The sequence below is a fragment of the Bradyrhizobium sp. 160 genome, from assembly GCF_023073735.1.
Classification (GTDB): domain Bacteria; phylum Pseudomonadota; class Alphaproteobacteria; order Rhizobiales; family Xanthobacteraceae; genus Bradyrhizobium.
The window spans coordinates 188,584-213,422 of sequence record NZ_JADPKD010000034.1; the positions used below are offsets into that span (position 1 = coordinate 188,584).

General features: G+C 64.9%; 23 protein-coding genes. 7 read left to right on the top strand and 16 right to left on the bottom strand.

Going from position 1 to position 24,839, the window contains the following annotated elements; genetic code table 11:
• Positions 1-2 precede the first annotated feature (2 nt).
• Positions 3-944, bottom strand: coding sequence for an adenosylcobinamide-phosphate synthase CbiB (cbiB, locus tag IVA98_RS14735; protein WP_247355149.1), 942 nt, complete (start codon positions 942-944; stop codon positions 3-5).
• 122 nt (positions 945-1,066) lie between these two features.
• Between cbiB and cobU the strand changes: the two genes are divergently transcribed.
• The 4 genes from cobU (at position 1,067) to IVA98_RS14755 (ending at position 3,590) form a co-directional block, all read left to right on the top strand.
• Complete coding sequence (cobU, locus tag IVA98_RS14740; RefSeq protein WP_247306119.1) at positions 1,067-1,570, top strand: bifunctional adenosylcobinamide kinase/adenosylcobinamide-phosphate guanylyltransferase; 504 nt, start codon at positions 1,067-1,069, stop codon at positions 1,568-1,570.
• On the top strand, positions 1,567-2,349 hold the full coding sequence (cobS, locus tag IVA98_RS14745; RefSeq protein ID WP_247306122.1) for an adenosylcobinamide-GDP ribazoletransferase: 783 nt from the start codon (positions 1,567-1,569) through the stop codon (positions 2,347-2,349). The genes cobU and cobS overlap by 4 nt, the downstream gene beginning before the upstream one ends.
• 3 nt (positions 2,350-2,352) lie before the next feature.
• Positions 2,353-2,985, top strand: a complete 633-nt coding sequence (gene bluB, locus IVA98_RS14750; protein ID WP_247306125.1) for a 5,6-dimethylbenzimidazole synthase — start codon at positions 2,353-2,355, stop codon at positions 2,983-2,985.
• A 347-nt stretch (positions 2,986-3,332) separates the two neighbouring features.
• Positions 3,333-3,590 carry a hypothetical protein gene (locus tag IVA98_RS14755; RefSeq protein WP_247306127.1) on the top strand — a complete coding sequence of 86 codons (258 nt, stop codon included), beginning with the start codon at positions 3,333-3,335 and terminating at the stop codon, positions 3,588-3,590.
• A gap of 11 nt (positions 3,591-3,601) precedes the next feature.
• On the opposite strand, the gene IVA98_RS14760 is transcribed toward IVA98_RS14755, so the two are convergent.
• Positions 3,602-4,078 carry a hypothetical protein gene (locus IVA98_RS14760; RefSeq protein WP_247278202.1) on the bottom strand — a complete coding sequence of 159 codons (477 nt, stop codon included), beginning with the start codon at positions 4,076-4,078 and terminating at the stop codon, positions 3,602-3,604.
• A 192-nt stretch (positions 4,079-4,270) separates the two neighbouring features.
• Positions 4,271-5,212 carry a LysR family transcriptional regulator gene (locus IVA98_RS14765; RefSeq protein WP_247355150.1) on the bottom strand — a complete coding sequence of 314 codons (942 nt, stop codon included), beginning with the start codon at positions 5,210-5,212 and terminating at the stop codon, positions 4,271-4,273.
• 124 nt (positions 5,213-5,336) lie between these two features.
• Here IVA98_RS14765 and IVA98_RS14770 point away from each other — a divergent pair, with 124 nt between their 5' ends.
• Positions 5,337-6,275, top strand: coding sequence for a ring-cleaving dioxygenase (locus IVA98_RS14770; protein WP_247306132.1), 939 nt, complete (start codon positions 5,337-5,339; stop codon positions 6,273-6,275).
• Positions 6,272-6,898: an alpha/beta hydrolase gene (locus tag IVA98_RS14775; protein WP_247306134.1), complete on the top strand. Its 627-nt coding sequence runs from the start codon at positions 6,272-6,274 to the stop codon at positions 6,896-6,898. Before IVA98_RS14770 ends, IVA98_RS14775 begins: the two co-directional genes overlap by 4 nt.
• Positions 6,899-6,940: 42 nt before the next feature.
• Here IVA98_RS14775 and IVA98_RS14780 read toward each other — a convergent pair whose 3' ends face one another.
• Positions 6,941-7,915 (bottom strand): magnesium transporter CorA family protein, encoded by a 975-nt coding sequence (locus IVA98_RS14780; protein ID WP_247306136.1) that lies wholly within the window; start codon positions 7,913-7,915, stop codon positions 6,941-6,943.
• Between the two features lie 634 nt (positions 7,916-8,549).
• Here IVA98_RS14780 and IVA98_RS14785 point away from each other — a divergent pair.
• The gene (locus tag IVA98_RS14785) at positions 8,550-10,322 is read left to right on the top strand and encodes an adenylate/guanylate cyclase domain-containing protein (protein ID WP_247306137.1); all 1,773 of its coding nucleotides are present in this window, start codon (positions 8,550-8,552) and stop codon (positions 10,320-10,322) included.
• Positions 10,323-10,590: 268 nt separating this feature from the next.
• Here the strand turns inward: IVA98_RS14785 and IVA98_RS14790 are convergent, their stop codons facing one another.
• The 12 genes from IVA98_RS14790 to IVA98_RS14845 all read right to left on the bottom strand — a co-directional run bounded on the left by IVA98_RS14790 (position 10,591) and on the right by IVA98_RS14845 (position 24,839).
• The gene (locus IVA98_RS14790) at positions 10,591-12,270 is read right to left on the bottom strand and encodes an amidase family protein (RefSeq protein WP_247355151.1); all 1,680 of its coding nucleotides are present in this window, start codon (positions 12,268-12,270) and stop codon (positions 10,591-10,593) included.
• Between the two features lie 262 nt (positions 12,271-12,532).
• A complete protein-coding gene (locus IVA98_RS14795; protein WP_247306141.1) occupies positions 12,533-14,029 on the bottom strand; it encodes an ABC transporter substrate-binding protein in 1,497 nt (498 codons plus the stop codon).
• A gap of 56 nt (positions 14,030-14,085) precedes the next feature.
• Positions 14,086-15,093 carry an ABC transporter ATP-binding protein gene (locus IVA98_RS14800; RefSeq protein WP_247306144.1) on the bottom strand — a complete coding sequence of 336 codons (1,008 nt, stop codon included), beginning with the start codon at positions 15,091-15,093 and terminating at the stop codon, positions 14,086-14,088.
• Positions 15,090-16,103, bottom strand: coding sequence for an ABC transporter ATP-binding protein (locus tag IVA98_RS14805; RefSeq protein WP_247306148.1), 1,014 nt, complete (start codon positions 16,101-16,103; stop codon positions 15,090-15,092). Before IVA98_RS14805 ends, IVA98_RS14800 begins: the two co-directional genes overlap by 4 nt.
• A gap of 2 nt (positions 16,104-16,105) precedes the next feature.
• Positions 16,106-16,993, bottom strand: coding sequence for an ABC transporter permease (locus tag IVA98_RS14810; protein ID WP_247306151.1), 888 nt, complete (start codon positions 16,991-16,993; stop codon positions 16,106-16,108).
• Positions 16,990-17,940, bottom strand: coding sequence for an ABC transporter permease (locus tag IVA98_RS14815; protein WP_247278213.1), 951 nt, complete (start codon positions 17,938-17,940; stop codon positions 16,990-16,992). The genes IVA98_RS14810 and IVA98_RS14815 overlap by 4 nt, the downstream gene beginning before the upstream one ends.
• Positions 17,941-18,021: 81 nt before the next feature.
• Complete coding sequence (locus IVA98_RS14820; RefSeq protein ID WP_247306279.1) at positions 18,022-19,443, bottom strand: amidase; 1,422 nt, start codon at positions 19,441-19,443, stop codon at positions 18,022-18,024.
• Positions 19,444-19,559: 116 nt separating this feature from the next.
• Positions 19,560-20,495: a carbohydrate kinase family protein gene (locus tag IVA98_RS14825; protein ID WP_247355152.1), complete on the bottom strand. Its 936-nt coding sequence runs from the start codon at positions 20,493-20,495 to the stop codon at positions 19,560-19,562.
• Between the two features lie 5 nt (positions 20,496-20,500).
• Complete coding sequence (locus tag IVA98_RS14830) at positions 20,501-22,144, bottom strand: FGGY-family carbohydrate kinase (RefSeq protein WP_247306159.1); 1,644 nt, start codon at positions 22,142-22,144, stop codon at positions 20,501-20,503.
• A gap of 36 nt (positions 22,145-22,180) precedes the next feature.
• Entirely contained in the window at positions 22,181-22,954 is a 774-nt protein-coding gene (locus IVA98_RS14835) for an SDR family NAD(P)-dependent oxidoreductase (RefSeq protein ID WP_247278215.1), read from the bottom strand.
• 31 nt (positions 22,955-22,985) lie between these two features.
• On the bottom strand, positions 22,986-23,993 hold the full coding sequence (locus tag IVA98_RS14840; RefSeq protein WP_247306162.1) for an ABC transporter ATP-binding protein: 1,008 nt from the start codon (positions 23,991-23,993) through the stop codon (positions 22,986-22,988).
• Between the two features lie 15 nt (positions 23,994-24,008).
• Complete coding sequence (locus IVA98_RS14845; protein WP_247306166.1) at positions 24,009-24,839, bottom strand: carbohydrate ABC transporter permease; 831 nt, start codon at positions 24,837-24,839, stop codon at positions 24,009-24,011.

Sequence of the window (24,839 nt, forward strand, 5' to 3'; positions counted from 1 at the left end):
TTTCACGCGAAGGCCAGGATCGCAAGCACCGCGGCGAGAAGCAGCATGGACCTGCGATAGACCGCCAATCCATGATTGATGTCCGCAGCGAGCGGATCGCGCGCGCCCTCGTTGAGCCAGGGCTCGTTCGTGACGCTGCCGTGATAGATGCGGGGGCCGCTCAGCCGCACACCGAGCGCGCCAGCCATGGCCGCTTCCGGCCAGCCGGCGTTGGGCGAGCGGTGGCGGCGCGCATCGCGCCTCATGCACGACAGCGCCTCTAATCGCCGCTGCGCCAGCAGCACGAAGAGGAAGCCAGTCACGCGCGCCGGAACGAAATTGGCGACATCGTCGATGCGCGCTGCGGCCCAGCCGAACGCTTCGTGCCGCTCGCTGCGATGGCCGATCATGGAGTCGAGTGTGTTGATCGCCTTGTAGCCGAGAATGCCGGGGAGGCCGAACACCGCGCCCCAGAACACCGGCGCCACGATGCCGTCGGAGGCGTTCTCGGCAAGGCTCTCGATTGCCGCGCGTGCGATGCCGGGCTCATCGAGCGCCGCGGGATCGCGGCCGACGATGCGCGAGACCGCGTCGCGCGCGCCGGCGATGTCGCGAGCCTGCAAGGGCGTCGCGACAGCCGCGACATGGTCATGCAGCGAGCGCAGCGCGACCAGGGGCCAGGCCAGGACGCCGACCAGCGCGATCTGAATCCAGCCCCAGGGAAGCACGGACTGAAGCACCCAGCCGAGCGCGATTGAGACCGCGATCACCGCGAGCGCTCCGGCAACGCCGGCGGCGCGGCGAAACGCCGGCGGATCAGACGCGCGATTCCAGGCGGTGTCGACAGTCGCAATCAGGCGGCCCAGCCAGGTCACGGGATGGCCGATCCGCGCGAACAGCCACGACGGCCAGCCCAGCACGGCATCCGCCGCCATCGCCACCACCATCGCCCCCGCAAAGCCCACACGCGCCTCCTGTTCCGCCCCTGTTGCGCAAAGCGAAGGCAGAGCGCAAGCCCCTACAGGCCCGATTTCGGCTTTGTCTTTGGCCGTGTTTGGTGATTAGTCAGGGCTGATAGGAGACCTTCATGGCCGTCATCTTGATCACGGGCGGAGCGCGATCGGGCAAGAGCACGCGTGCGGAAGCGCGCGCGAGGGCCTTTCCCGGGCAGCCCGTCTATGTCGCGACGGCCGAGGCGCTCGATGCCGAAATGGAGACGCGCATCGCCACGCATCGTGCGCGGCGCGGAACTGACTGGATCGAGCGCGAGGTGCCGCTTGATCTCGTGCCGGTGCTGGTCGCAAGCGATGGCGGCGGCGCAAGGCTGGTGGATTGCCTGACGCTGTGGCTCTCGAATCTGATGCATGCGGAGCGCGATTGGGAGAGCGAGGTAAAAGAGCTTGCCGGCACCCTGCCCAAGCTGAAAAGCCCGGTTGTTCTCGTCACCAACGAGGTCGGTCTCGGCATCGTTCCTGACAACGCCCTGGCACGCAGCTTTCGCGACGCCGCCGGCCTCATGAATCAGACTATCGCGGTGGCTGCCGACGAGGTCGAGTTCGTCGTCGCCGGCCTGCCGATGAAACTGAAATGATGCCGCGCGCCGAATTTCTGCGAGACGTCATCGCCGATCTCAGGATGGCGGCATCGTTCGTCACGATCCTGCCGGCGGCATCGTCGAAGCCTGCAGGCGACGGCGCCATCGCGCGTGCAACCTGGGCGCTGCCCGTCGCGGGACTGCTGGTCGGACTTGCCGGCGCGCTGGTCTATAAGATGTGCAGCCGGTTCGGACTGACGCCGAACCTTGCCGCCCTGCTGGCGCTGGCCGCCACCGCCCTCATCACCGGCGCGCTACACGAGGATGGGCTTGCCGATACCGCCGATGGCCTCGGCGGCGGCCGAACGCGCGAGCGCAAGCTCGAGATCATGCGCGACAGCCGGATTGGGACCTATGGCGTCTGCGCGCTGATCCTGTCGTTCGGCCTGCGCTGGAGTGCGCTCGCGGCGATCGCCAATCCATGGACGGTCACGTTGGCGCTGTGCGCGGCGCACATCGCAGCCCGCGCAGGCGTGCCGGCCTTCATGTCGCTTGTCCCGCTGGCGCGACCGGATGGGCTTTCGGCGAGCGCGGGGCCGCCGCCGGGCCGCAGTGTCGCCATCGCCTTCGCACTTGGGACACTCGCTCTCGCCCTCGCGCTCGGGCCGGGCAAGGCGCTGGTCGCCCTGATCCTGCTGTCGCTCGCCGGGTTCATGCTGGCGCGGCTCGCCATCCGCCAAATCGGCGGGCAAACCGGCGATATCCTCGGCGCGTTCGAGCAGACAGGCGAGATCATGATCCTGCTGGTTGCCGCGGCCTTCCAGATCGGACGCTGACCCATGGTCGAGTTCGACGACGCCTTCCGCCGACAATTACGCGAGCTGTTCGTATGGCGCCGGGACGTCCGGCGTTTTCGCAGCGATCCGTTACCACGCGGCGCGGTGGAGCGCCTGATCGAGACCGCCTGTCTCTCGCCATCGGTCGGTCTCAGCCAGCCCTGGCGCTTCGTCACGGTCGACGACGCCGCACGGCGCCAGGCCGTGATCGACGACTTCCAATCGTGCAATGCCGATGCGTTGAACGCCTATACCGGCGAGCGCGCGACCCGCTATGCCACGCTGAAGCTGGCGGGTCTCGAACAGGCTCCTGGCCACCTCGCCGTGTTTGCCGACAAGGCCAGCGACATCGGTCACGGCCTCGGCCGTGCCACCATGCCGGAGACGACGGAATATTCGGTCGTCGCGGCGATCACCGCGATGTGGCTCGCCGCGCGCGCCGAAGGCATCGGGCTCGGCTGGATCTCGATCCTGAATCCTGCGCGCGTTCACGCCATTCTTGACGTGCCGGAATCATGGAAGTTCATCGCCTATCTCTGCATCGGCTATCCGGAAGTCCAATGCGACCAGCCCGAACTGGAGCAGGCGAAATGGGAGCACCGGCGCAGTGCGGACGAGTTTACGCTGAGGCGCTAGTAGAGACCAGCGTATCGAAACGCTCTCGATGCCTGAAGGTGAAGGCCGGAAATCGCGACTCTTCGCGGCGTATCAAATTCGCGGCAGAGCGAATCGAACTTATCCCGATTCATCAATCCGACCCTACCTCAGTATGGTCTCGCCATACCCGCGCACAATAGCGACAACAAAGTGCTCAGTGCTAGCTATGAACGCGAAGTGAAAAGCAACGGAACCGGCCCCGCGAGCCGGCAGTTGCGGGACAAGTCCGGCGGTGTAGCGTCCGCCGGCTTTTTCTCCTAGCGAACGGCGCAATGCCGCTCCAGTACTTGGTGTCTACTGTCACAGTTGGCTGCAGAGAGTACGCCATGAGAAACATCGCCGATGTCCTCGTGCGGTTTTGGCAAGCGAGCCAGCCCGCATCCGATACTCAGGTTGAGGCTATGGCCGAAAACCGAGATCAATCCAGCATGGCCGATTTTGTCCGCATTCTGCAGGCCTACGATCAAAACCAGTGGAGCGACCGCGCCCGCCCGGTTCTTCAGCAGGTCGCCCGGCCGGCAATGTGCCGCCGGCCGGCCAACACGCCACACAAGGGATCAACTTCCTTGGTGTGGGACCTGTGATCATTGCGCTGTCATGAGCCGGACGTTTTAACGACGAGCTTTATGTTTAGCAGGTTGACGCCCTTGAATGGGTTCGGCGCGCTTTCGATTGTGCCCGTACCCGTGGCGTTCGCATAAGCACCTGTGCCCGATAGGATCGTGTATTCGCCCGTTGACTTGCCGTCTTTGGCCGAACCGGTGTAGCGCGCCGTAATCGAGCCTTCCTCGAACGTGTAAGTGCTGTAGCCGAAGAAGGGGCCCGACCCTTTGAGCAAGTCCGAAGTATTGACGAACTCTTTCACTCCGATACGGCCGTCGTTGAAAACGGCGACCCCAAAGAATTTACCTGACACAACCGTCTGTCCTTCGACGTTTGCGGCCTCGATGACCTTGAGATCAATGGGCTTCGTGACCAGCTTGAACTCAAGCACCCGCTCGCCCGCTACAGCGGTTGACGCCGCGACGATCAATGCTACGCCAGAAAGGAAAAAGCTGAGAGACTTCCGCATAGGCTCCTCCTGCGCTTGTTGGAATCAAGTCGAGAAGTGTCGGCGAGCTACACATCACGCCGCCGCTTTTTGCAGCGGCACGAAAGAGAGCCCTCGGCGACGCCCCGGCAGCGGCTGAAGCTCTCTGGTCCTAAGCGCGAAGTCGGGACGCAAGTATGAGTCCTGAGCGATCGGAAGAAAGTTCAGTTTTCGTCACGGTATAATAGTATCCCTAGCCTCCGCACGTCTGCGCCCGCCGGCTTCGTCCTCCTCGCGGCCAAAACGCTCGACCAGGAAGTCGATGAACAGACGCACCTTGACCGACAAGTGCCGCGTCGGCGGATAGACCGCGTAGAGCGCGAGCGGCGGCGCGAAATAGTTGTCCAGCACCGTCCGCAGCTCGCCCTTCTTCAACGCATCCGCGGCGATGAACTCGGGCAGCAGCGCCAGCCCCCTGCCGTTGATCGCGACGTCGCGCAGCACCTCGGCGTTGTTGACGCAGAGCGACCAGGCCGGCTGGATCCAGTGATCGCCATCAGTGCCGGTCAGCTTCCACTGATTGCCGGTGAGCAGGAAGCCGTAGGTTAGCGCGGCGTGCTCGCGCAGATCCTGCGGATGTATAGGCGTGCCGTGACACGCCAGATAATCCGGCGAAGCGCAGATCATGCGCGCCACCGGCATGATCTTGCGCGCGATCAGGCTGGAGGATTCCAGCTCCGCGATCCGCAACGTCACGTCAAATCCGTCCTGGACCGGATCGAGCAAATCGTCGCTGAGCACGATCTGGAGCTGCAACTCGGGATAGCGCGCCATGAAATCGGCGAGCACCGGCCCCAGCCGCATCGTGCCGAACGACATCGGTGCGTTGACGCGCAACAGGCCCCGCGGCGCCGACTGGCCCTGCGTCACCGCCTGGTCGGCAGCCTCGATCTCCGAGAGGATCACCACCGCACGCTCGAAATAGCGCTGGCCGTTCTCGGTCGGGCTCGCGTGCCGCGTGGTCCGGTTCAGGAGCTGGACGCCGAGGCTCTCCTCGAGGTCGGCGATGTATTTGCTGATCGCCGAGCGCGACAGCCGCAACTGGCGGCCGGCTTCCGCAAAGCTGCCGCTTTCGACCACTTTTACGAAGGCCCGCAGGCTGGCCACCTTGTCCAATCGCTCGGCCTATTGTTTCCAATTCATAGACATAGCCGTCATATTTGCATGGATTGTCTCCGATCCAAAGCGGAACGATATTTGCGACCAGAGCAAGACGCTCCCCGAATTTTGGAGGACGACAATGTCTGGACTGCACCATGTCACCGCGATCGCCGGCGATCCCATGAGGAATTTCGGCTTTTACACCCGGGACCTCGGCCTGCGCTTCGTCAAGAAGACGGTCAATTTCGACGACCCTGCCACCTATCACTTTTATTACGGCGACGAGACCGGCCGCCCCGGCACCATCCTGACCTTCTTCCCGTGGGCCGGCGTTTCGGCCGGCCGCCGCGGTGTCGGCGAAACCCATCAGACCGCCTTCCGCGTGCCGCAGCGCTCGCTCGCCTACTGGACGCAGCGCTTCATCGAGAAGGGCATTGCTCACGAGGCCTTGGAGAAGCGCTTCGGTGAGTCCGTGCTGCCGTTCAGCGACCCCGACGGGATGGCGCTCGCGCTAGTCGGCATTCCCGGCGCCGAGAACGAGCCAGGCTGGAGCAATGGCGACGTGCCGGCCGAGCATGCGATCCGCGGCTTCCACGGCGTGACCCTGCTGCTCGACAGCGCAGTGAAGACGGCGGCCGTCCTCACCGACGTGTTCGGCTTCAAGGAGACCGCGCGCGAAGGCTCGGTGATCCGCTTCAAGGCAGCGGGCGATGCCGAAGGCAGCGTCGTCGATATCTACGAAGCCAAGGGCTTCTTGCGGGGACATCAGGGCGGCGGCTCGGTGCATCACATTGCCTTCCGCGCGGCCGACGACGCCGAGCAGGGCCAGATGGCGCAAAAGCTCGTGAGCAATCACGGCCTGCGCCCGACCGAGCAGAGGGACCGCAACTACTTCCGCTCGATCTACTTCCGCGAACCCGGCGGCGTGCTGTTTGAGATCGCGACCGTCATCCCTGGCTTCGCCGTCGACGAACCCGTCGCGACCCTGGGCCGCGACCTGAAGCTGCCTGGCTTCCTCGAAGCGCACCGCAAGCAGATCGAGGAAGTGTTGCCCAACCTTGAAGAGAGTGTGTCATGACCGAGCGTTCATTCATCCATCGTTTCGAGCCCGCGACCAACGCGGGCTCGGCCCCACTCCTGCTGCTGCACGGCACCGGCGGCGACGAGAACGACCTGCTCGGCCTCGGCCGCATGATATCGCCCGGCGCCGCACTGCTCTCGCCGCGCGGCCGCGTGCTCGAGCACGGCATGCCGCGCTTCTTCCGCCGCCTTGCCGAGGGCGTGTTCGACGAGGACGATTTGCGCCGGCGCGCACACGAACTCGCCGACTTCGTCACGGAGGCGCGGCAACGTTACGGCCTCGCAGCGCCCGTCGCGGTCGGCTTCTCCAACGGCGCCAATATCGCTGCCGCGCTGTTGCTGCTGGAGCCGGACGTGCTTGCAGGCGCGATCCTGTTGCGCGCCATGGTGCCGTTGTCGGATCCGCCAAAAGCCAATCTTGCAGGCAAGCCAATCCTGCTGTTGTCCGGGCAAGGCGACCCGATCGTGCCGGCTGGCAATTCGGCCCATCTCGCGGCTCTGCTCTCGCAAGCCGGCGCGAGCGTCACCCACAGGGTCCTGCCCGCAGGCCACCCATTGTCGCAAGCCGACATCACGCTGGCCCGCGACTGGATCGGCAATGTCGACGCCAGGGCAGCATGATCAAAGCAGCGGCGCATCGCTTTCCAACGGTGCGCCGCCGCGTCAATCGAACCAGCCGCGCCGCTTGAACCAGATCAGCGGCAGCACGCCGCTGGCAATCACCGCAAGCCAGGCCAACGGATAGCCGAAGGTCCAGTCCAGCTCTGGTATGTGCTTGAAGTTCATGCCCCAGATGCCGACCAGGATGGTCGGCGGCACGCCGACGACGGAGACGATCGTCAGGATCTTGAACAGCTCGTTCTGCTGGATGTTGACGAAGCCGAGCACCGCATCGAGCAGCAACTGGATCTTGTCGGACAGTCGCGTCTCGTAGTCACTGAGCGAAACGACGTCCTTCGAGACCGCCTCGAGACGTTTCTTCGACGCCGCTTTGATCCATTCACTGCCGACATCGCCGGCAAACGAGGCAACGCGGCCGACCCCGAGCAGGACATCGCGCGCCTTGGCCAGCCGATCGGCCAACTCGCCGATATTCTCCAGCGCCTCGCGCATCCTACGGCTGGAGCGCACCGGCCGTTGGGTGCGAACCAGCCCGCCCCTAAAGACGCCCCGCGAGAGCCGGTCCACCTTCGCGCCGAGATGCTCCAGGACATCGGCGCCACGGTCGATCATGGCCTCGAGCAGGCTGGTGAACACGCACATGCCGTTCTCCAGGCTGTCGTCGGAGCCGATGCGCTCGCCGACCTCGTCGAAGATCGGCAGCTCCGCAAAGCGCACCGTCACCAAGACATGCGGGCCAATGACGAACCCCACCGGCGTGATCTCGGCCTCGTTGTTCTCGCTGGGCCGGAGCGCCGGCGAGCTGAGATAGAGCGTCCCGTGGTCGAGGATCAGGCGGCTCGACGCCTCGATCTCGCTGAGGGACTCTTCCGAGGGAATGCGGATCCCGAGCAGTCGTTCGACGAACTGCTTTTCCTCGTCATTCGCGTTCAAGAGATCGGCCCAGATAATCTCCGAGGGCATTTCCGCGCCGATGCCGTGCCAGTCGTCAGACGGCCACCTGTAAAGCTTAAGCAAGAACCGAACTCCGTGGCCGCGTCGTCATGCCGGATGGTCCATCCGGCCTTCATCCGTGCGGCTAACGCATGAGGGTTCCAAACGTTCAATGCCCTTGCGGCGCAGCTCCTTCGTCGCCGGCCCCACTCTGGACAGTTCGGCTTCCCGGTTGCTCCCTCACTTTGTCACACACGCTTTGGTAGTTACGAAAAAGGTTATTCTTCCAAATGAATCGACTCACGCGCCAACCACTATCCACAGCAGCCTAGCGATGGGTGACCTTACGTCCGCTTCCTGGTCACAACCGGACATAAGGGTTTGCCCGAAAGCGGAGTCGGCGTCGGCGCGGCCCCTCTATTTAGCGCTTGCAGAGCGCGTAGGCGACATCATCGGAATTGCGACGGCTGACGGAGGAAGGATCGCGTCGGCCGCGGCAATCACTCACCTGAAGGGCCCGCCTGTCTGCTTCGGGTCATCCGCGCCGTTTAGCCGCTTGGCCGGCTGCTTCCGGTCCGTCTTCATGAGCCGACGCTAGCGAACCAGCCCGGCGAGGCTATGGAGCAGGATCAGACACCTCGACCGCTCCCTCATGCCAAATCCCTTGGCACCTGCAACTAAATGCGTAGACTGGCCTCGATCGATCCAGGAGGGAAACTTGGCGATCGAGCGGCCAAACCGACGGTTGACCACGATCCTCGCGGCCGATGTAGTCGGCTATAGTCGGCTGGTGGGAACTGACGAGGAAGGTACGCTCGATCGCCTCCGAGTCATCCGCAAGGACTTGATCGATCCTGTCATCGCGGCCCATCGCGGACGCATCGTCAAGACCACTGGAGATGGCTTCCTGGCCGAGTTCGCCTCGGTGGTGGATGCAGTTCGCTCGGCGGTCGATGTGCAACGGGCTATGGTCGACAGCAACGCCGGCCTGGCACCGGATAGGCGTATCGAGTTCCGCATTGGCATCAACCTTGGCGACGTGGTCGTGGAGGACGATGGCGACCTCATGGGCGATGGGGTCAATGTGGCGGCGCGATTGGAGCAGATTGCCGAGCCTGGTGGTATCTGCCTGTCTAGTGCGGCCTATCACCAAGTACGTGGCAAAATGGACGTCGCCGCGCAAGATCGCGGCCAGCAGCAACTGAAGAACATCGCCGAGCCGGTGCAGGTCTACTCGCTTTCACCCATGCGCGCCGCAGCAACGGCGCCGCCCACGGCCATCGCACCGCGGCTCTCCATCGTGGTCCTGCCCTTCGTCAACCTCGATGGCAACAGCGAGCAGGACTACTTCGTCGACGGTATCACTGAAAGTCTCACAACCGACCTGTCGCGCATTCCTGGAGCCTTCGTCATAGCTCGCAACACCGCCTTCACCTTCAAAAGCAAGGCAGTGGACGTCCGCGTAATCGGCCGCGAGCTTGGTGTGCGCTACGTGATGGAAGGCAGCGTGCAGGGCGGCGGCGACCGCGTACGCGTCAACGCGCAGCTCATCGACACGGAAACCGGCGCGCACCTTTGGGCCGAACGTTTCGACAAGCCGCGCGCCGACATCTTCGACATGCAAGATGAGATCACCACGCGCCTCGCCCGGACCGTGGGCATCCAGCTCGTTGCCGCGGAGGGCCGCCGGGCCGAGCGTGAACGGCCGAACAACATGGATGCCGTAGACTTGGCGATGCGCGGCTGGGCAATCCTCAACCAACCCTTGTCGCTGCGCCGCGACCGCGCGGCGTGTGACCTGTTCGACGCGGCGCTCAGGTTGGACCCTCGCAATGTCGAGGCGTTGGTCGGTCTCGCCTTCTATCATGGCAACGAACTTCGCACCTTTGCCTCGACCAATCGCGAGGAACAGCTACGTATCGCCCATACCGCGATCACTCAGGCATTGACGCTTGCTCCCGGCAACGCGCTGGCCCATTTCGTACACGCCAATGTCCTGCATGTCTCGGGCGCGACGGAGCGGTCGCTGCGCGAGCTTGAGTTCGCAATCGCGCTGGATCGCAATCTGGCCTGGGCCCATGCCGACGCAGGCTTCATGAAGGTGCTACTCGGACGCGCGGAAGAGGCAGAAGCCGATCTCATGAACGCAATCCGGCTGAGCCCCCGCGATCCCGGACTGGATCGCTGGCTTGCCCTGCTTGGGATCGCCGACCTCTTCCTCGGCCGGCTCGATTCAGCCCTCGACCGGCTACGTAGATCAGTTGAAATAAATCCTAATGTCGCCATGCCGCATTTCTTCCTGGCCGCGGCCTCAGCGCTCAGCGGTCGCGCTACGGAGGCGCGGGAGGCCCGGAATGCCGGGCTTCGGCTGGACCCGAACTTTACCGTCGCTAGATTTCGCAACGAGCGGCGCAGTGAAAACCCGACCTTCCTGGCCCAGCGCGAGCGCATTTACGAGGGCCTAAGCTTGGCAGGTGTGCCGGAAGGATAGGCTCGCAGCGAGACGGTCCTGTCTGCATCGGGTCAAAGGCGTTGTTCTGGCTGCCCGCTAGTCACTTCCGGTCTGCACCGATAGGCGGACGATTTTGGAGGGTGTCACCATCCACGTGAGGCAGCCGGGGCGAGCGAAGAGCCGCCGGGCTCCTGAACGCAAGATGCGAGACAGAAGCTCTGCGCCAATGTCTCAGTTGGGTCACAAAGGCGGCACCCGCGGACGGGCCCGGTGTCCGCGTTACCATCGAAAGCAGCGATCAAAGTCATCAATGCAAGGCTGATCGCTTGCCTGCCGGTGAGGTCCAAGGCGCCAGCAAACCGGGCGGCGGCTTGCGCTTGTTGGAGGCCTGCTCATAGGCGTAGGCCAGGCGCAGCAGCTTGTGCTCGCTCCAGGCACGGCCTGCGAAGGTGACGCCGAGCGGATAGTCTGGCGTGTCCTTGCCGTCGATCGTTCCCGAGATGAAGCCTCCGGGCACCATGACGCTGGGATAGCCTGCCCTCGCGGCGATCGCGGCGCCGGTGGCGCCTGGGAACAGCACCGCATCGAGCTTGTGCTCGTTCATGTAGGCATCCATGCCGCGCGTCTTGGCCGAGAGCAGATCCATGGCGCGCGCCGATTTGTACTCGCGCTCGCTGAGATCGCCCCTGGTCATGTCGGCGGCGAGGAAATGATCTTGGCCAAAACGCAGCGCCCTCTCCGCGTTCGCTTCGTTGAAGGCCACGATGTCGGCGATGCTCTTGATGTCCGTGTTTGTGGCCCATGTGTTCAAATAGAGATTGAGGTCGTGCTTCAACTCGTAGAGGAAGACGACCGGCGGCCTTGCGACAGTGCCTTTTTGCTCGCTCAACGGATTGCGGTTGAGCACGGCCATGGTGGTGCCCGGTCCGCCGATCCAGCCGAGCGTCGGCATATTGGCGCGCACGATGACGGCGCCAAGATCCTCCAGCACCTTGATCGTCTCGGTCATGACCTTGACCCTGTCGGGCAGCAGCTTGCCGTAGAAGCAATCGTTCAGCGGGTCAGCCGGGTCGCTCGGCACGCCAATGCGCGCACCGTTCATCGCATCCCGCGCGAGCCCCGCAGTGTAATCGGCCGGCCGCCGCTGCTTTTGCGTGGCCGGATCGAGCGGGTCCTTGGCCGCCAGCACGTTCAGCAGCATCGCCGCGTCGCGTACTGTGCGCGTCATCGGCCCTGCAGTGTCCTGGCTGTGCGCGATCGGCACGATGCCGGCACGGCTGAGCAGCCCGACGGTCGGCTTGACGGTGACGAGGCCGTTCAGGCTGGCGGGGAACAGCAGCGAGCCCGAGGTCTCGGTGCCAATAGAAGCTGCGCACAGGCCTGTCGCCACCGCCACCGCCGAACCCGCGCTCGAGCCTCCGGGAGTGAGGATCGGGATGCCATGCTCGCCCATCAGCGCCGGCGCATAAGGATTCTTCACTTGACCACCCAGCGACGAGTAGCCGCCGGGCATGTCGACCGCGAGCATGTTGGAGAACTCGGTCAGGTTCGCCTTGCCGAGGATCACTGCGCCCGCGTCCCGCAGCAGCTTGACGATCGTTGCATCGTCCCGAGCGCGCGCGCCTTCCAGCGCCAGCGCGCCCGCCGTCGTCGGCTGTTTGTCTCCGGTCGCGATGTTGTCCTTCACCAGAATCGGGACGCCCGCCAGCGGCCGCCTGGCCGTCGGTCTGCTGGTGTCCAGCTTGCCCGCGATCGCGAGCGCGTCGGGATTGAGCGCGCGCACGGCGTTGAGCGCAGGCCCGCCGCGATCGTAGGCCTCGATGCGCGCGAGATAGGCTTTGGTCAGCGCCGTCGCGGTGATCTGCCCACTGGCCAGCGCCTGAGCGATATTGCTCAGTGGCGCATCATCGAGCTTCAGAGGGGTCGTTGCCTCGGCGCTAGGGGCAGCCGCGACCATGCCAGCGTCGCGGCAGGATGGCTTCTTCACGGCGTGCCTCGCCTGACGGCGCGTCCCGAACCATGAGGCCGCGATGATGATATATTGCCAGTGTTTTGCCCGACGGGTCAACGTCCGAGCGCATCGCGCCGACCACCGAACCGCGCAACGCGTAAACCATTGAAATGACTATCCACGCCTACTGTGCATGGGGTTGTTTTTCAGGTTTTTGTTTTGGACACGGCAAACGATTGACCTCTTCCCGATGGGGAGAGGTCAAAATGGAAGGGATAGGCTCGACTTCAGCCGGCCCCTACTCCCAATACCAGGTCGAGAAATCATTCTCGTATTGCGGGACGTCCTTCCAGACGCCCTTCAGTTTCTTGTTGGTGATGGTGATCAGCTGCGGCTGGTACAGGTAGGCGGAGACGGCGTCGGTGGCCAGCATGCGCTGGGCGTCGCCGAGAAGTTTTGCACGAGCCGCCTCATCCGGCGTGGACACGATCTGCTTGTAGAGCGCGTTGAAGGTTTCGTTGTTGTAGCCGAGATAGTAGTCCGGCTCGGTGATCTTGACGAGGTCGAACGGCTCGACATGGCTGACGATGGTGAGGTCGAAATTGTGCGGACCATTGCCGGCGAACACCTGCGACAGCCATTGCGCCCATTCGACGTTCTCGATTTTGGCGACGATGCCGACCTTGGCGAGCTGGGCCGCGACGATCTCGCCGCCCTGCCGCGCATAGGACGGCGGCGGCAGCTTCAGCGAAAGCTCCAGCGGCGTGGCGACGCCGGCCTCGGCGAGCAGCTTCTTGGCCTTGTCGGGATCGTAGGGATTGATGCCGGTGGTGTCGACATAGCCGAGCGCGCCCGGCACGTAGAAGCTGCCGATCGGCGTGCCGAAACCGTCGACGGCGCCGTCGATCATCGCTTTGCGGTCGATCGCGGCGAGGATGGCGCGGCGGACGCGGACGTCGTCCAGCGGTTTCTTGCGGTGGTTGATCGCGACGATGGTCTTGGCCCTGGAGCCGCCGACCAGCACCGTGAACCGTGGATCGGCCTTGAACTGGGCGATGCTGCGCTGGGCCGACACGCGCGGGAACGCATCGACGTCGCCCGAGAGCAGCGCGGCGATCTGCGCCGCCGGATCCGAGATGAAGCGGATCGTCACCTTGGACAGCTTGATCGCGGCGGCGTTGCGATAGTCGGCCCACTTGCTCAGGGTGATCGAGGAGCCCTTGGCCCAGGCCGCTAACTGGTAAGGCCCGGTGCCGACCGGCTGTGTGATGTTGGTGGCAGCGCTCTTCGGCTCGACGATCGAACCGCTGGCCTGCCCGAGCAGGAACGGCAGGTTCGGCTCGGAATTCTTCAGCGTGATCACGACCGTGTCGGCGTCGGGCGCGGCAACGGACTCGAAGCTCTGGAACAGGCTCTTGTCTTTATTGGTGCTGGTCGGCACGGCGTTGCGCTCGAACGAAAACTTCACCGCGGCGGAATCGAACGGCTCGCCGTTGTGGAATTTGACGCCCTTGCGCAGCTTGAACGTATAGGTCTTCAGGTCGGGCGAGGCGCTCCAGTTTTCGGCCAGCAGCGGCGAGACGGAGCCGTCCTCGTTGATCTTGGTCAGCGTCTCATAGATGTTGTAGAGCGTGACCTCGGCGATCGCGGCGGCGGCGGCGTTGGTGGGATCGAGGCCCGGCGGCTCCAGCGCCATCGCCATGACGACGCTGTCCTTCTTGCTCTGCGCCAGCACCGGCAACGGCGCTGCGGCAAGCACGGCGGCGAATGCAACGATCGATAATTTCCTGAACATGCGTAACTCCCCGGCCATCTCTGTTCTTCAAGCCTACGCCAATCCTGCCCTGGAGACTAACCTTCCAGGGTCGGCCGGGGCAACGCCATCACCGCCTCCGTCTTGTGGCAGGCGGCAAGGTGCCCCTCGCCTACTTGGCGTAACTCAGGCAGGATCGCGCGGCAATGCTGGTCAGCGAGGGCACAGCGCGCGCCGTAGGGGCATCCGGTCGCCGCCGCCGATTGCGAGGCGATCGCCTGGGCCCCGCGCCGCCGCCGACGGCCGCCGGCGCGTGCCCGCGGCACGGCATCCAAGAGCGCGCGCGTATAGGGATGGGCGCAGTGCTCGAACAGGTCCTGCGGCCGGCCCTGTTCGACGATCCGGCCGAGATACATCACCGCAACCTCGTCGCAGAGATAGTCGACGACGGCGAGATCGTGGCTGATCAGGATGTAGCTGAGACCGAACTGCTCCTGGAGGTCCTGCATCAGGTTCAACACCTGCGCCTGCACGGAGACGTCGAGCGCGGAGACCGGCTCGTCGGCGACGATCAGCTTCGGCTGGGTGATCAGCGCACGCGCAATGGCGATGCGCTGGCGCTGGCCGCCGGAGAATTCGTGCGGATATTTGTCCATGTCGGCGTCGCGCAAGCCGACCTGGCGCAGCACTGCGGCGACGCGTTCGCGGAATTTGGTGCGATCGGCCTCCTCCAGCACGGTGAGGGGCTCGGCGACGATGCGGGCGATGGTTTGGCGCGGATCCAGCGAGCCGTAAGGGTCCTGGAACACCATCTGGAAATCACGCCTGGCACGGCGCAGTTCATCGGCAGAGATGCGGTTGAGATCGCGGCCGAGCAGCGCGACCTGCCCTGACGTCGGCCGCTCCAGCGCCATCACCAGCCGCGCGAAGGTCGACTTGCCGGAACCGGATTCGCCGACGACGCCGAGGCTCTTGCCCGCGGCGACCTGCACGCTGACGCCGTTCAGCGCGCGCACCTGCCCCGGCGGGCGAAACAGGCTTTCGCGCGGCAGCGTATAGCGCTGCTCGAGATCCTTCACCTCGAGAAGCAATCCGGCGGCGGTCATGCGGTCAGCGCTCCGACACGTTCGCCCATCGATACGTCGGTCCTGATGCAACGCACGCCATGGCCAGGTCCGACGTCCACCATCGGCGGCAACGCGGCACGACACTGATCGATCACCAGGGGACAGCGATCGGAGAAGGTGCAGCCGGACGGCAAATCGGCGAGCTCCGGCACTGTGCCCGAGATCGTGTTCAGCCGCGTCCCCTTGCGCGCACCGAGCTTCGGCCGGGCGCGGAACAGGCCCTGCGTATAGGGATGCCCCATGCGCCGGAACACCTCGTCGGTCGGCCCGCTCTCGACGACGGTGCCGCCATACATCACCATCATGCGCTGCACGTTCTCGGCGATGACACCGAGATCGTGCGAGATCAGGATCATCGACATGCCGCGCTCCTCGACGAGATCAGCGATGAGGTCGAGGATCTGGCCTTGGATGGTGACGTCGAGCGCGGTGGTCGGCTCGTCCGCGATCAAGAGGTCCGGCTCGCAGGCGAGCGCCATCGCAATGGTGACACGCTGGCGCTGGCCGCCGGAAAACTGGTGCGGATAGGCGTCGACGCGCCTGATAGCATCGGGCAGGCCGACCCGGTCGAGCAAGGCGATGGTCTCGCGCCGCGCCTGTGAGGCCGAATATTTCTTATGACGCCGCAGCGGCTCGGCGACCTGATGGCCGATCGTGTGCATCGGATTGAGCGCGGTCATCGGCTCCTGGAAGATCATGCTGATGCGGTTGCCGCGCAGGCGGCAATAATCCGCATCCGAAAGCCCGACGAGCTCGTTGCCATCCAACTTGATGCTGCCGCCGACCACTGCGCTGTCCGGCAGCAGCCCCATCAGCGATAACGCCGTGACCGACTTGCCGCAGCCGGATTCGCCGACGAGCCCGAGCGTCTCGCCGCGCTTGAGGGCAAAGCTGACGCCACGCACGGCCTGCGCCGGCCCGCGGCTGGTGTTGAGGCGCACGCCGAGATCAGCGACCTCGATCAGTGGCATGGTTGCGGAATCAGCCATCGTTACCGCTCCCGCGCCAGTCTGGGATCGAGCAGGTCGCGCAATCCGTCACCAAGCAGATTGAGACCGAGCACCGCGACGGCGATCGCAGCGCCGGGATAGACCGCGAGCATCGGCGACTGGAACAGCAGCGTCTGCGCGTCGTTCAGCATGCGGCCCCATGACGGCTGCGGCGGCTGAGTGCCGAGGCCGAGATAGGACAGTGCGGCTTCGGCGAGAATGGCAAGCGCGAACTGGATGGTGACCTGCACGATCAGGATCGACAGGATGTTGGGCAGCACGTGCTCGATCGTGATGCGGAAGCGCCCCTTGCCCGCCGCGCGCGCGGCCAGCACGAATTCGCGCGCCCAGATCGCGTTGGCCGAACCGCGCGTCAGCCGCGTCAGCGTCGGGATCTGGAAGATACCGATCGCGACGATCGAGGTCACCATGCCCGGTCCCACCACGGCCGCGAGCATAATCGCCGAGAGCACGGCCGGAAAGGCGAAGCTGAAATCCGCAAAGCGCATGATGATCTCTTCGGTCCAGCCGCGCCTGGCCGAGGCGATCAAGCCGAGGCAGACGCCGAAGCTGAGACCGATGCTCACCGCGATGATGCCGACCATGATGGTCGAACGCGCGCCGGCGAGCAGCAGCGAGACGATGTCTCGGCCGAAGGAATCGGTGCCGAGCCAGTGCGATGCCGACGGCGGCCGGAGTTTCGAGGCGATGTCGATCTCATAGGGCGACCACGGCGTCCACACCAGCGACAACAGCGCTGAGGCGAGCACCAGCAGGCTCAGCGCGCCGCCAAGCGCGAAGCTGCGATGCCGCAGCGCGCGGCGCCAGAACGTCCGAGCAGGCAGCGGCCGCGTCGCAATCGGCGCGTCGATGGTCAGGGGGTCGCTCACAGGTCGTGGACCTTGATGCGGGGATCGATGAAGGCATAGAGCACGTCGACCACGAAATTGACGATGACGACCATGGCCGCGAGCAGCATCACGCAGTTGCGCACGACGATGAGGTCGCGGTTGGCGATCGACTGGAAGATCAGGCGGCCGAGGCCCGGCAGGTAGAACACGTTCTCGATCACGATGGTGCCGGCGAGCAGATTGGCGAATTGCAGCCCCATCACGGTCATCACAGGGATCATGGCGTTACGCAGCACATGGCGCCACAGCACCTCGCGCTTGCCGAGGCCCTTCGCACGGGCCGTGCGGACGAAGTCCTCACGCAGCACCTCGAGCACGGCCGAGCGGGTGACCCGCGCGAGAATCGCGGCCTGCACCACCGCGAGCGAGATCGCCGGCAGCAGCAGCGACTTGATGCCCGACCAGAGGCCATCGTCCCAGCCGCCAAAGCCGCCCGCCGAGAGCCATTGCAGCCGCACCGAGAACAACAGGACCAAGAGGATCGCGAACCAGAAATTCGGCAGCGCGATGCCCACCTGCGTCAGTGACATCACGCCGACGTCGCCAAGCTTGTTGTGGTTGGCGGCGGTGTAGATGCCGGCGGAGAGCGCCAGCGTCACCGTGATCGTCATGGCCATGATCGCGAGCGGAATGGTCAGCACCAGCCGCTCCGCGATGAGGCTCGCGACCGGCGTGCCGTAGACATAGGAGTTGCCGAGATCTCCGACGAGGAGGCCCTTGATCCATTGCAGGTAGCGAACCGCCAGCGGCTGGTCGAGCCCGAGCTTGACGGTGAGCGCGCGGACTGCGTCCGGCGAGGCGTCGGCGCCCATCAGCATCTGCGCGGCGTTGCCGGGAAGCGCGTCGAGCACCAGGAAGATGATCAGCGATGCGCCGACCAGCGTCGCCAGCAAGGTCAACAGACGTCGGAGGACAAAGACGCTCATGCGCGCTCGGCTTCAGGGCTACCAGGCACGATCAACATGTCCGGGCGCCGGAGGCAAGCCCTTTGCTGCATGCCCGTCGGCTCAGGCCGGCCAGCGGGACAGAAGGTCACTTGAAGCCTCGAACAGCGCGCTCACGCGCAGCAATTCGGCATCGCCGCGGAAGCGGCCGACGAGCTGCAGCCCGATCGGCAGGCCGTCGCGGCCGAAGCCGCAGGGTAGGCTGACGGCGGGATGCCCGGTCATGTTGAATAGCATGGTCCAGGGGAACCAATGCGGCCGGACGCTGTCGAAAAGCGCCCCGTCGATTTCGATGGTGCCAAACAAATCCTGCTCGATCGGCAGCGCCGTGCGCGTCAGTGTCGGCATTGCCAGCAGGTGCCCGCGCGCAAGCAGCGATTGCACCCGGCGGAACAGCGCGGTGCGCACGAACATCGCCTCCTGGTATTCGACGCCGCTGACCTCGCTTGCGAGCGCAAGCTGCTTGAGAAAGGCCTCGCTCAGCTCGTCCCCATGCTCGGCGGCGAGCTTTGCAAAGCGCGTGCGCCAGACCGTGTGGTTGATGGCGCGCCAGATCGGCTCTATGTCGAAGCCGTCGCCGGAGAACTCTTCAAGCTCGGCACCGAGCTCCGCCAGCCGATCAAGGCTCGCCTTGAAGCTGGCCGCGACGTCTAACGACACTGGACGTCCGGGCGGCGAAGCACAGAATAGGATTTTCTGCCCGCGTAGATCGCCGCGCGGGGCGGCGGTGCCGATGAAATCAGGCACGGGGACGCCGATCGACCAGGGATCGCAAGCATCCTCGCCGGCCATCGCCTGCATCATCAGTGCTGTGTCGGCCACCGTGCGGGTGGTCGGCGTGACATAGGTTTGGTTACCGAACACATCGAGCGCCTGGCTGTGCGGGATCACGCCGTTGCTCTGCTTCAATCCGACCACGCCGTTGCAGGCGGCCGGAATCCGCGTCGAGCCGCCACCGTCCGTCGCGATTGCAAGCGGCGCGATGCCGCTCGCAACGGCAACCGCCGCGCCGCCGCTGGAGCCGCCGGAGGAACGGCGCGCATCCCACGCGTTGCGGGTGCGGCCGAACAAGGGCGAGTCCGTCAGGCACTTGCTGCCGAATTCCGCCGTCGTGGTCTTGCCGATCAGGATCGCGCCTCCACTGCGCAGCCGCGCCACCGCGACGGCATCCTCGTTCGGCACATTGTCCTTGTAGGGAACGGCGCCGAAGGTGGTCTTCACACCCTTGGTGTTGACGATATCCTTGACGGTGACGGGGATGCCGTGCAGCAGGCCGAGGGGCTCGCCGGCCATCATCTTGCGCTCGGCTTCGCGCGCCTCTGCGATCGCCTGGTCGCCGCACAGGGTGATGAAGCAGTTCAATTCGCCCTGGAGCGCCTCGGCGCGCGCAAGCACGGCGCGGACGATCTCGACCGGCGAGATCCGCTTCCCGGCAATGAGGCCGCGCAGTTCAGTGGCAGACAAAAAACAGGGATCATTGCTCATATCGAAGGCCCGCGTCATGGACGCTCGGACCTTGCCAGCTCGGGTCTATCCTGTCCATTTCCGCGGGCGCATAACCATTGTCCACCGAATCGCGGCAACCGCAGGGCTGGCATTCGCTACAAGCTCCAACTCACCTCGTGGCTCCAGGGCGGATCGGCGCCCGGACGGGTGCAAGTGAGGCCGGCGCAATTGGCGGCGAAGGACAGCGCGCGGCGGAGCTCGTCGGCACGGATGTCCTTCAACGTTTGCCGGGCAATGCGACCCTGCTTGTGCAGAGCGAACAGCAGCGCCGCCTGAAAGCTGTCGCCGGCCCCGATCGTGTCGGCCACCTCGACCTTGGGCGCGGCGACCTCGATCTGTCCTGCGCCCGCGTGCCAGGCGACCGCGCCGTCGTTGCCGCGGGTGATGACGACGAGGCTCGTACCCTGCCCCAGCAGCGCGCTCGCGCGTTGTTGATATGGCTCGTCTCCGAAGAGATAGGTGAAGTCGACGTCGGACATCTTGATGAGATCGGCGCTGGCAGCGAAGCCGGCCATGCGCGCGAGATAGGCCGGCTTCTCCTTAACCAGATTAGGGCGGCAGTTCGGATCGAAGGAGATGGTTGATGACGCCCGCGCGTCCGCGACCAATGCAGTCGTCTCCGCCGCGCCGTGGTCGTTGACCAGCGTCGTCGAACCGACATGAAGGGCTTCGACCTTACCGAACGGAATCGATCCGCGCCGATAGCTCCAGTTCCGCGTCGCAGTCTCGGCATCATAGAACGCATAATGCGACTCGCCCGCGACGATGCGGACGAAGGCAAGCGTGGTCTGGTGATCGCTGCGGGTGGCGAAGCTGAGATCCACATGCGAGGCCGCGGTATGGTCTGCGATCATGCGGCCGAACAAGTCGGTCGAGATGCCTCCGACGAAACTTGTCGGCGCCCCCAGCCGCGCCATGCCGATGGCGACGTTGAGGCAGGCGCCGCCGACCGCGGGTATTACCGCTTCACGTCCCTCAGTGCTTCGCGTCGGCACGAAATCGATCAGCGCATCGCCACAGGCAATCAGCATCCGTTTCAACCCCTCGCGATGTCGCGCATCGCCGCGCGGCTGCCGCGATCGACGTCGCGCAGCAGCTTGTAGATCTCGCGCTTGCGGGCGTGAAACGCCGCCATGTCGGGAGCGGTCGGCTCGCTCTTGCGTCCCAACGCCGACATTTTTGCCATGGTCTCGCCGATCGAGGCATAGGCGCCGCCGGCCACTGCGCCGAGCATCGCGGCGCCCAGCAGCACCGGCTCCTTGGTCTGTGGCAGCGCGACCGTGAGGCCGGTCGTATCGGCCATGATCTGGCGCACCAGCGGGCTACGGCTGGCCCCGCCGCCCATGATCATCATGCTGGAGCGAACGCCATGCGCGGCAAAGGCCTCGATCACCTCGGCAAGCCCATAGGCGAGCCCGCACAGGCCGGCGACGAATAGCCGCTCCATCGAAGCGATGTCGGTGTCGAGATCGAGGCCGGCGATCACCGCGCGCGTGTCAGGATCAGCGTAGGGCGAACGGTTGCCGATGAATTCGGGAAGCACATGCACGTCACGCGCGAGCAGCGCGGCGCGGCTGGCATCGCCTGCGCGCGCGATGATGCGGCGCTCGAGGAAGTCGATGAGGTCGAGGCGCTCGTTACGCGCCGCCGCGCTCGCCTCGCCAAAACCCGGATGCGACCTGAGGAGGTGATCGATCGCGGCGCCCGCGGCCGACTGGCCGCCCTCGTTGAGCCATAAGTTCGGCACCATGCCGGAGTAGTAAGGTCCCCATACGCCGGGCACGAAACAGGGTTCCTTCGTGGTCGCCATGATGCAGGCCGACGTCCCCATGATGTAGGCGAGGCGATCGCATGCGTCTGCTGCTCCGCCCGAGCCGTCGCGGCCGCCGATCGCACCGATGCCGCCCGCATGCGCGTCGATCAGCGACGCCCCGACCGGCGTGCCCGGCGACAGGCCCAGTTCGGCCGCCGCGGCGGGGGTGAGACCGGCACCGAGCCGCGTGCCGGGGGCGACCATCTCGGTGCCAATGCGCGCGTAGGTCTCGCTGACGAAGTCCGACAGGCCGATGCGCTTGAAGAATGGCGCGCTCCAGCCGCCATCATGTGCGAGGTAGTTCCACTTGCAGGTGACGGTGCAAGTCGAGCGCTGGAGCGAGCCGGTCGCGCGCCAGGCCAGGTAATCAGCCAGATCGAAGAAGTGACCCGCGGCGTCGAAACTCGCGCGAAGATGCCGCTTCAGCCACAGCAGCTTCGGCATCTGCATCTCGGGCGAGATCGAGCCGCCGACATAGCGCAGCACGGCATCCTCGGTCTCGTTGATCAGCCTCGCCTCGGCGGTGGCGCGGTGGTCCATCCAGACGATGACGTTGCGCTGCTTATCCCCGGAGCCACTGACCGTGAGTGGCTCGCCTTGCCTATCGAGGACCACTAGGGAACAGGTGGCATCGAAACCGATGCCACGGACGCTATCGGGCGTGATGCCAACTTCCGTCATCGCCGCGCGTACCGATGTCGCGCAGGCGTCCCAGATGTCCTGGGACGACTGCTCAACGATATCGCCGGCCTCGTGCCAGGTCCGGATCGGATGTCGCGCCATAGCGAGCAGCGTGCCCGCTTCGTCAAACACCCCTGCCCGCGTGCTTGTGGTCCCCACGTCGACGCCGATATACGCTCGCGGCATTGTCGCTCCGGTCGCTTCGTCAGTCTTGACGCAAGCCTACCAGCAAGTGTAGCCGCCATCCACCAGCACGATGCTGCCGGTCATCAGGCTTGCGGCCTCGGACGAGAGGAACAGCACGACGGAGGCGATTTCCTCGACCTGCCCCATCCGCGCCATCGGGGTTCCGCCGATCCAGGCGTCGTACATTTTCGGGTTGCTCTTCACGAAGGCGTTGAGCGGCGTTTCAATATAGGTCGGCGCCACCGCGTTGACGCGGATGCCGCGGGCGCCCCATTCGGCGGCGAGCGACTTGGTGAGATGGTGCACACCGGCCTTGGAGGCGTTGTAGAAGCACTGCTCCTGCGGCTTGTTGACGATGAAGCCAGACATCGAGCCGACATTGACGATGGCACCGCTTCTGGCCTTCAACATGTGCTTGCCGAACTCGCGGCAGCACCAGAAGGTGCCGTTGAGGTTGACGTCGATGACGTTGAGCCAGTGCTCGTCGGTGACGGTCTCGGCCGGCGTCTCGCTGCGCGCGATGCCGGCATTGTTGACGAGGATGTCGACTTTGCCGTGGCGGGCGACGAGGTCGTTTGCGACCTCCGCGACGCGCTTGGTATCGGTGACGTCCATGATCGCGGTCTCGATGTCGTAGCCCTTGGCCTTCAGGGTGGCTTTGGCGCTGTCGGCGACCTTGCTGTCGCGATCACCGATCACGACCCTGGCGCCGGCCTCAGCCAGCGCTTCGGCGCAAGCAAGGCCAATGCCCTGCCCGCCGCCGGTGATGAACGCGCTCTTGCCGTTCAGCTTGAATTTGTCCAGGTACATGATCGTCTTCCCGTTTTCTTGCCGTTTCTTGTTAGCTTCGAAGCGCGTTGCCGCCATCGTCGAAGCGGTGGATGCGCGCGGGGTCCGGCACCAGCGACACGCGATCACCGGCGTGCAGGCTCAATTCGCCGATGTAGCGCGCCGTCAGCATGCCGAGCGACCCGGCATCGACGTAGAGAAAGGTATCGCTGCCGAGATGCTCGGCGACCGAGATCGTTCCTTGCCAGCCGCCGGCGCCGTCGCGCTCGATCTTGAGGTGCTCCGGACGCACGCCAATGGTGGCCGCGCCTTGCTGCTTGGCGAGCTCGCCGGTTACGAAATTCATCTTGGGCGAGCCGATGAAGCCGGCGACAAAGAGATTGGCCGGCCGCTCATAAAGCTCCAGCGGCGAGCCATATTGCTCGATCTTGCCGCCGTTGAGCACGACAATCTTGTCGGCCATGGTCATGGCCTCGACCTGATCGTGGGTGACGTAAATCGCGGTGGTGCCGAGCTGCTTCTGGAGCCGTGTCACCTCGATGCGCATCTGCACCCGCAGCGCTGCATCGAGGTTCGAGAGCGGCTCGTCGAACAGGAACGCCTTGGGCTCGCGGACGATGGCGCGGCCGATCGCGACGCGCTGGCGTTGGCCGCCGGAGAGCTCGCGCGGCTTGCGGTCGAGATAGGGCGTGAGATTCAGCGTCGCGGCCGCCGCCTCGACCTTGCGGTTGATCTCATCCTTGGCAAGGCCCGCCATCTTCAGGCCGAAGCCGATATTGCCGCGCACGCTCATATGCGGATAGAGCGCGTAGGACTGGAACACCATCGAGAGACCGCGCTTGGCAGGCGGCGTGTCGACCACGTTCTTGCCGTCGATCAGGATCTTGCCGCCGGAGACGTCCTCGAGCCCGGCAATCAGGCGCAAGAGCGTGGTCTTGCCGCAGCCGGAGGGACCGACGAACACCACGAAGGAGCCGTCGGCGATGTCCAGATCGGCGCCCTTGATGATGTGCACGGGGCCGAAGGATTTTTGCACGCCCTGAAGTGTGATCTGACCCATGATCCGGCAGTCCCTCTACTTCACCGCGCCGAAGGTGAGCCCGCGCACGAGCTGCTTCTGGCTGAACCAACCGAGGACGAGAATGGGCGCGATCGCCAGCGTGGAGGCCGCCGACAGCTTTGCCCAGAACAGCCCTTCCGGGCTCGAATAGGACGCGATGAACGTGGTGAGCGGCGCGGCGTTCGAGGTCGACAGGTTGAGCGTCCAGAACGCCTCGTTCCAGGCGAGGATCAGGTTGAGCAGCAGCGTCGATGCGAGCCCCGGGATCGCCATCGGCGTCAGCACGTAGACGAGTTCGCGGCCGATGGTGGCGCCGTCCATGCGCGCGGCCTCGAGGATATCGCGCGGGATCTCCTTGAAATAGGTGAACAGCATCCAGATGACGATCGGCAGATTGCCGAGGCAGAGGATGAAGACGAGGCCGATGCGGGAATCGAGCAGGCCGAAGGACTTGTAGATCAGGTAGATCGGCACCAGCACGCCGACCGGCGGCATCATCTTGGTCGAGAGCATCCAGAGCAGGATGTCCTTGGTGCGCTTGGTCGGCGAGAACGCCATCGACCAAGCCGCAGGGATGGCAATCAAAAGCGCAATCAACGTCGAGCCGCCAGCGATGATGATCGAGTTCAGCGCGTGGAGAAGATAGTCGCTGCGCTCCTGCACGGTCGCATAGTTTTCCGTGGTCCAGTGGAAGAACAGGAAGGACGGCGGGATGGCGAAGGCCTCGAGCTCGGTCTTGAAGCTCGCCAGCACCATCCACAGGATCGGGAAGAAGATCAGAAATCCGAACAGCCAGGCCGCTGCCGTCGATATCGCCACTCGCCGCGTCGTCGCCATCCGTGCCAT

Coding starts and splice junctions, on each gene's coding strand:
- IVA98_RS14800 (WP_247306144.1), bottom strand. CDS start 15,093: ATGACCGCCGCCGGATTGCTTCTCGAGGTGAAGGATCTCGAGCAGCGC.
- IVA98_RS14795 (WP_247306141.1), bottom strand. CDS start 14,029: ATGTTCAGGAAATTATCGATCGTTGCATTCGCCGCCGTGCTTGCCGCA.
- cobU (WP_247306119.1), top strand. CDS start 1,067: ATGGCCGTCATCTTGATCACGGGCGGAGCGCGATCGGGCAAGAGCACG.
- IVA98_RS14805 (WP_247306148.1), bottom strand. CDS start 16,103: ATGGCTGATTCCGCAACCATGCCACTGATCGAGGTCGCTGATCTCGGC.
- IVA98_RS14760 (WP_247278202.1), bottom strand. CDS start 4,078: ATGCGGAAGTCTCTCAGCTTTTTCCTTTCTGGCGTAGCATTGATCGTC.
- IVA98_RS14820 (WP_247306279.1), bottom strand. CDS start 19,443: ATGAGCAATGATCCCTGTTTTTTGTCTGCCACTGAACTGCGCGGCCTC.
- cobS (WP_247306122.1), top strand. CDS start 1,567: ATGATGCCGCGCGCCGAATTTCTGCGAGACGTCATCGCCGATCTCAGG.
- IVA98_RS14830 (WP_247306159.1), bottom strand. CDS start 22,144: ATGCCGCGAGCGTATATCGGCGTCGACGTGGGGACCACAAGCACGCGG.
- IVA98_RS14770 (WP_247306132.1), top strand. CDS start 5,337: ATGTCTGGACTGCACCATGTCACCGCGATCGCCGGCGATCCCATGAGG.
- IVA98_RS14840 (WP_247306162.1), bottom strand. CDS start 23,993: ATGGGTCAGATCACACTTCAGGGCGTGCAAAAATCCTTCGGCCCCGTG.
- IVA98_RS14775 (WP_247306134.1), top strand. CDS start 6,272: ATGACCGAGCGTTCATTCATCCATCGTTTCGAGCCCGCGACCAACGCG.
- IVA98_RS14755 (WP_247306127.1), top strand. CDS start 3,333: ATGAGAAACATCGCCGATGTCCTCGTGCGGTTTTGGCAAGCGAGCCAG.
- IVA98_RS14825 (WP_247355152.1), bottom strand. CDS start 20,495: ATGCTGATTGCCTGTGGCGATGCGCTGATCGATTTCGTGCCGACGCGA.
- bluB (WP_247306125.1), top strand. CDS start 2,353: ATGGTCGAGTTCGACGACGCCTTCCGCCGACAATTACGCGAGCTGTTC.
- IVA98_RS14845 (WP_247306166.1), bottom strand. CDS start 24,839: ATGGCACGGATGGCGACGACGCGGCGAGTGGCGATATCGACGGCAGCG.
- IVA98_RS14815 (WP_247278213.1), bottom strand. CDS start 17,940: ATGAGCGTCTTTGTCCTCCGACGTCTGTTGACCTTGCTGGCGACGCTG.
- IVA98_RS14835 (WP_247278215.1), bottom strand. CDS start 22,954: ATGTACCTGGACAAATTCAAGCTGAACGGCAAGAGCGCGTTCATCACC.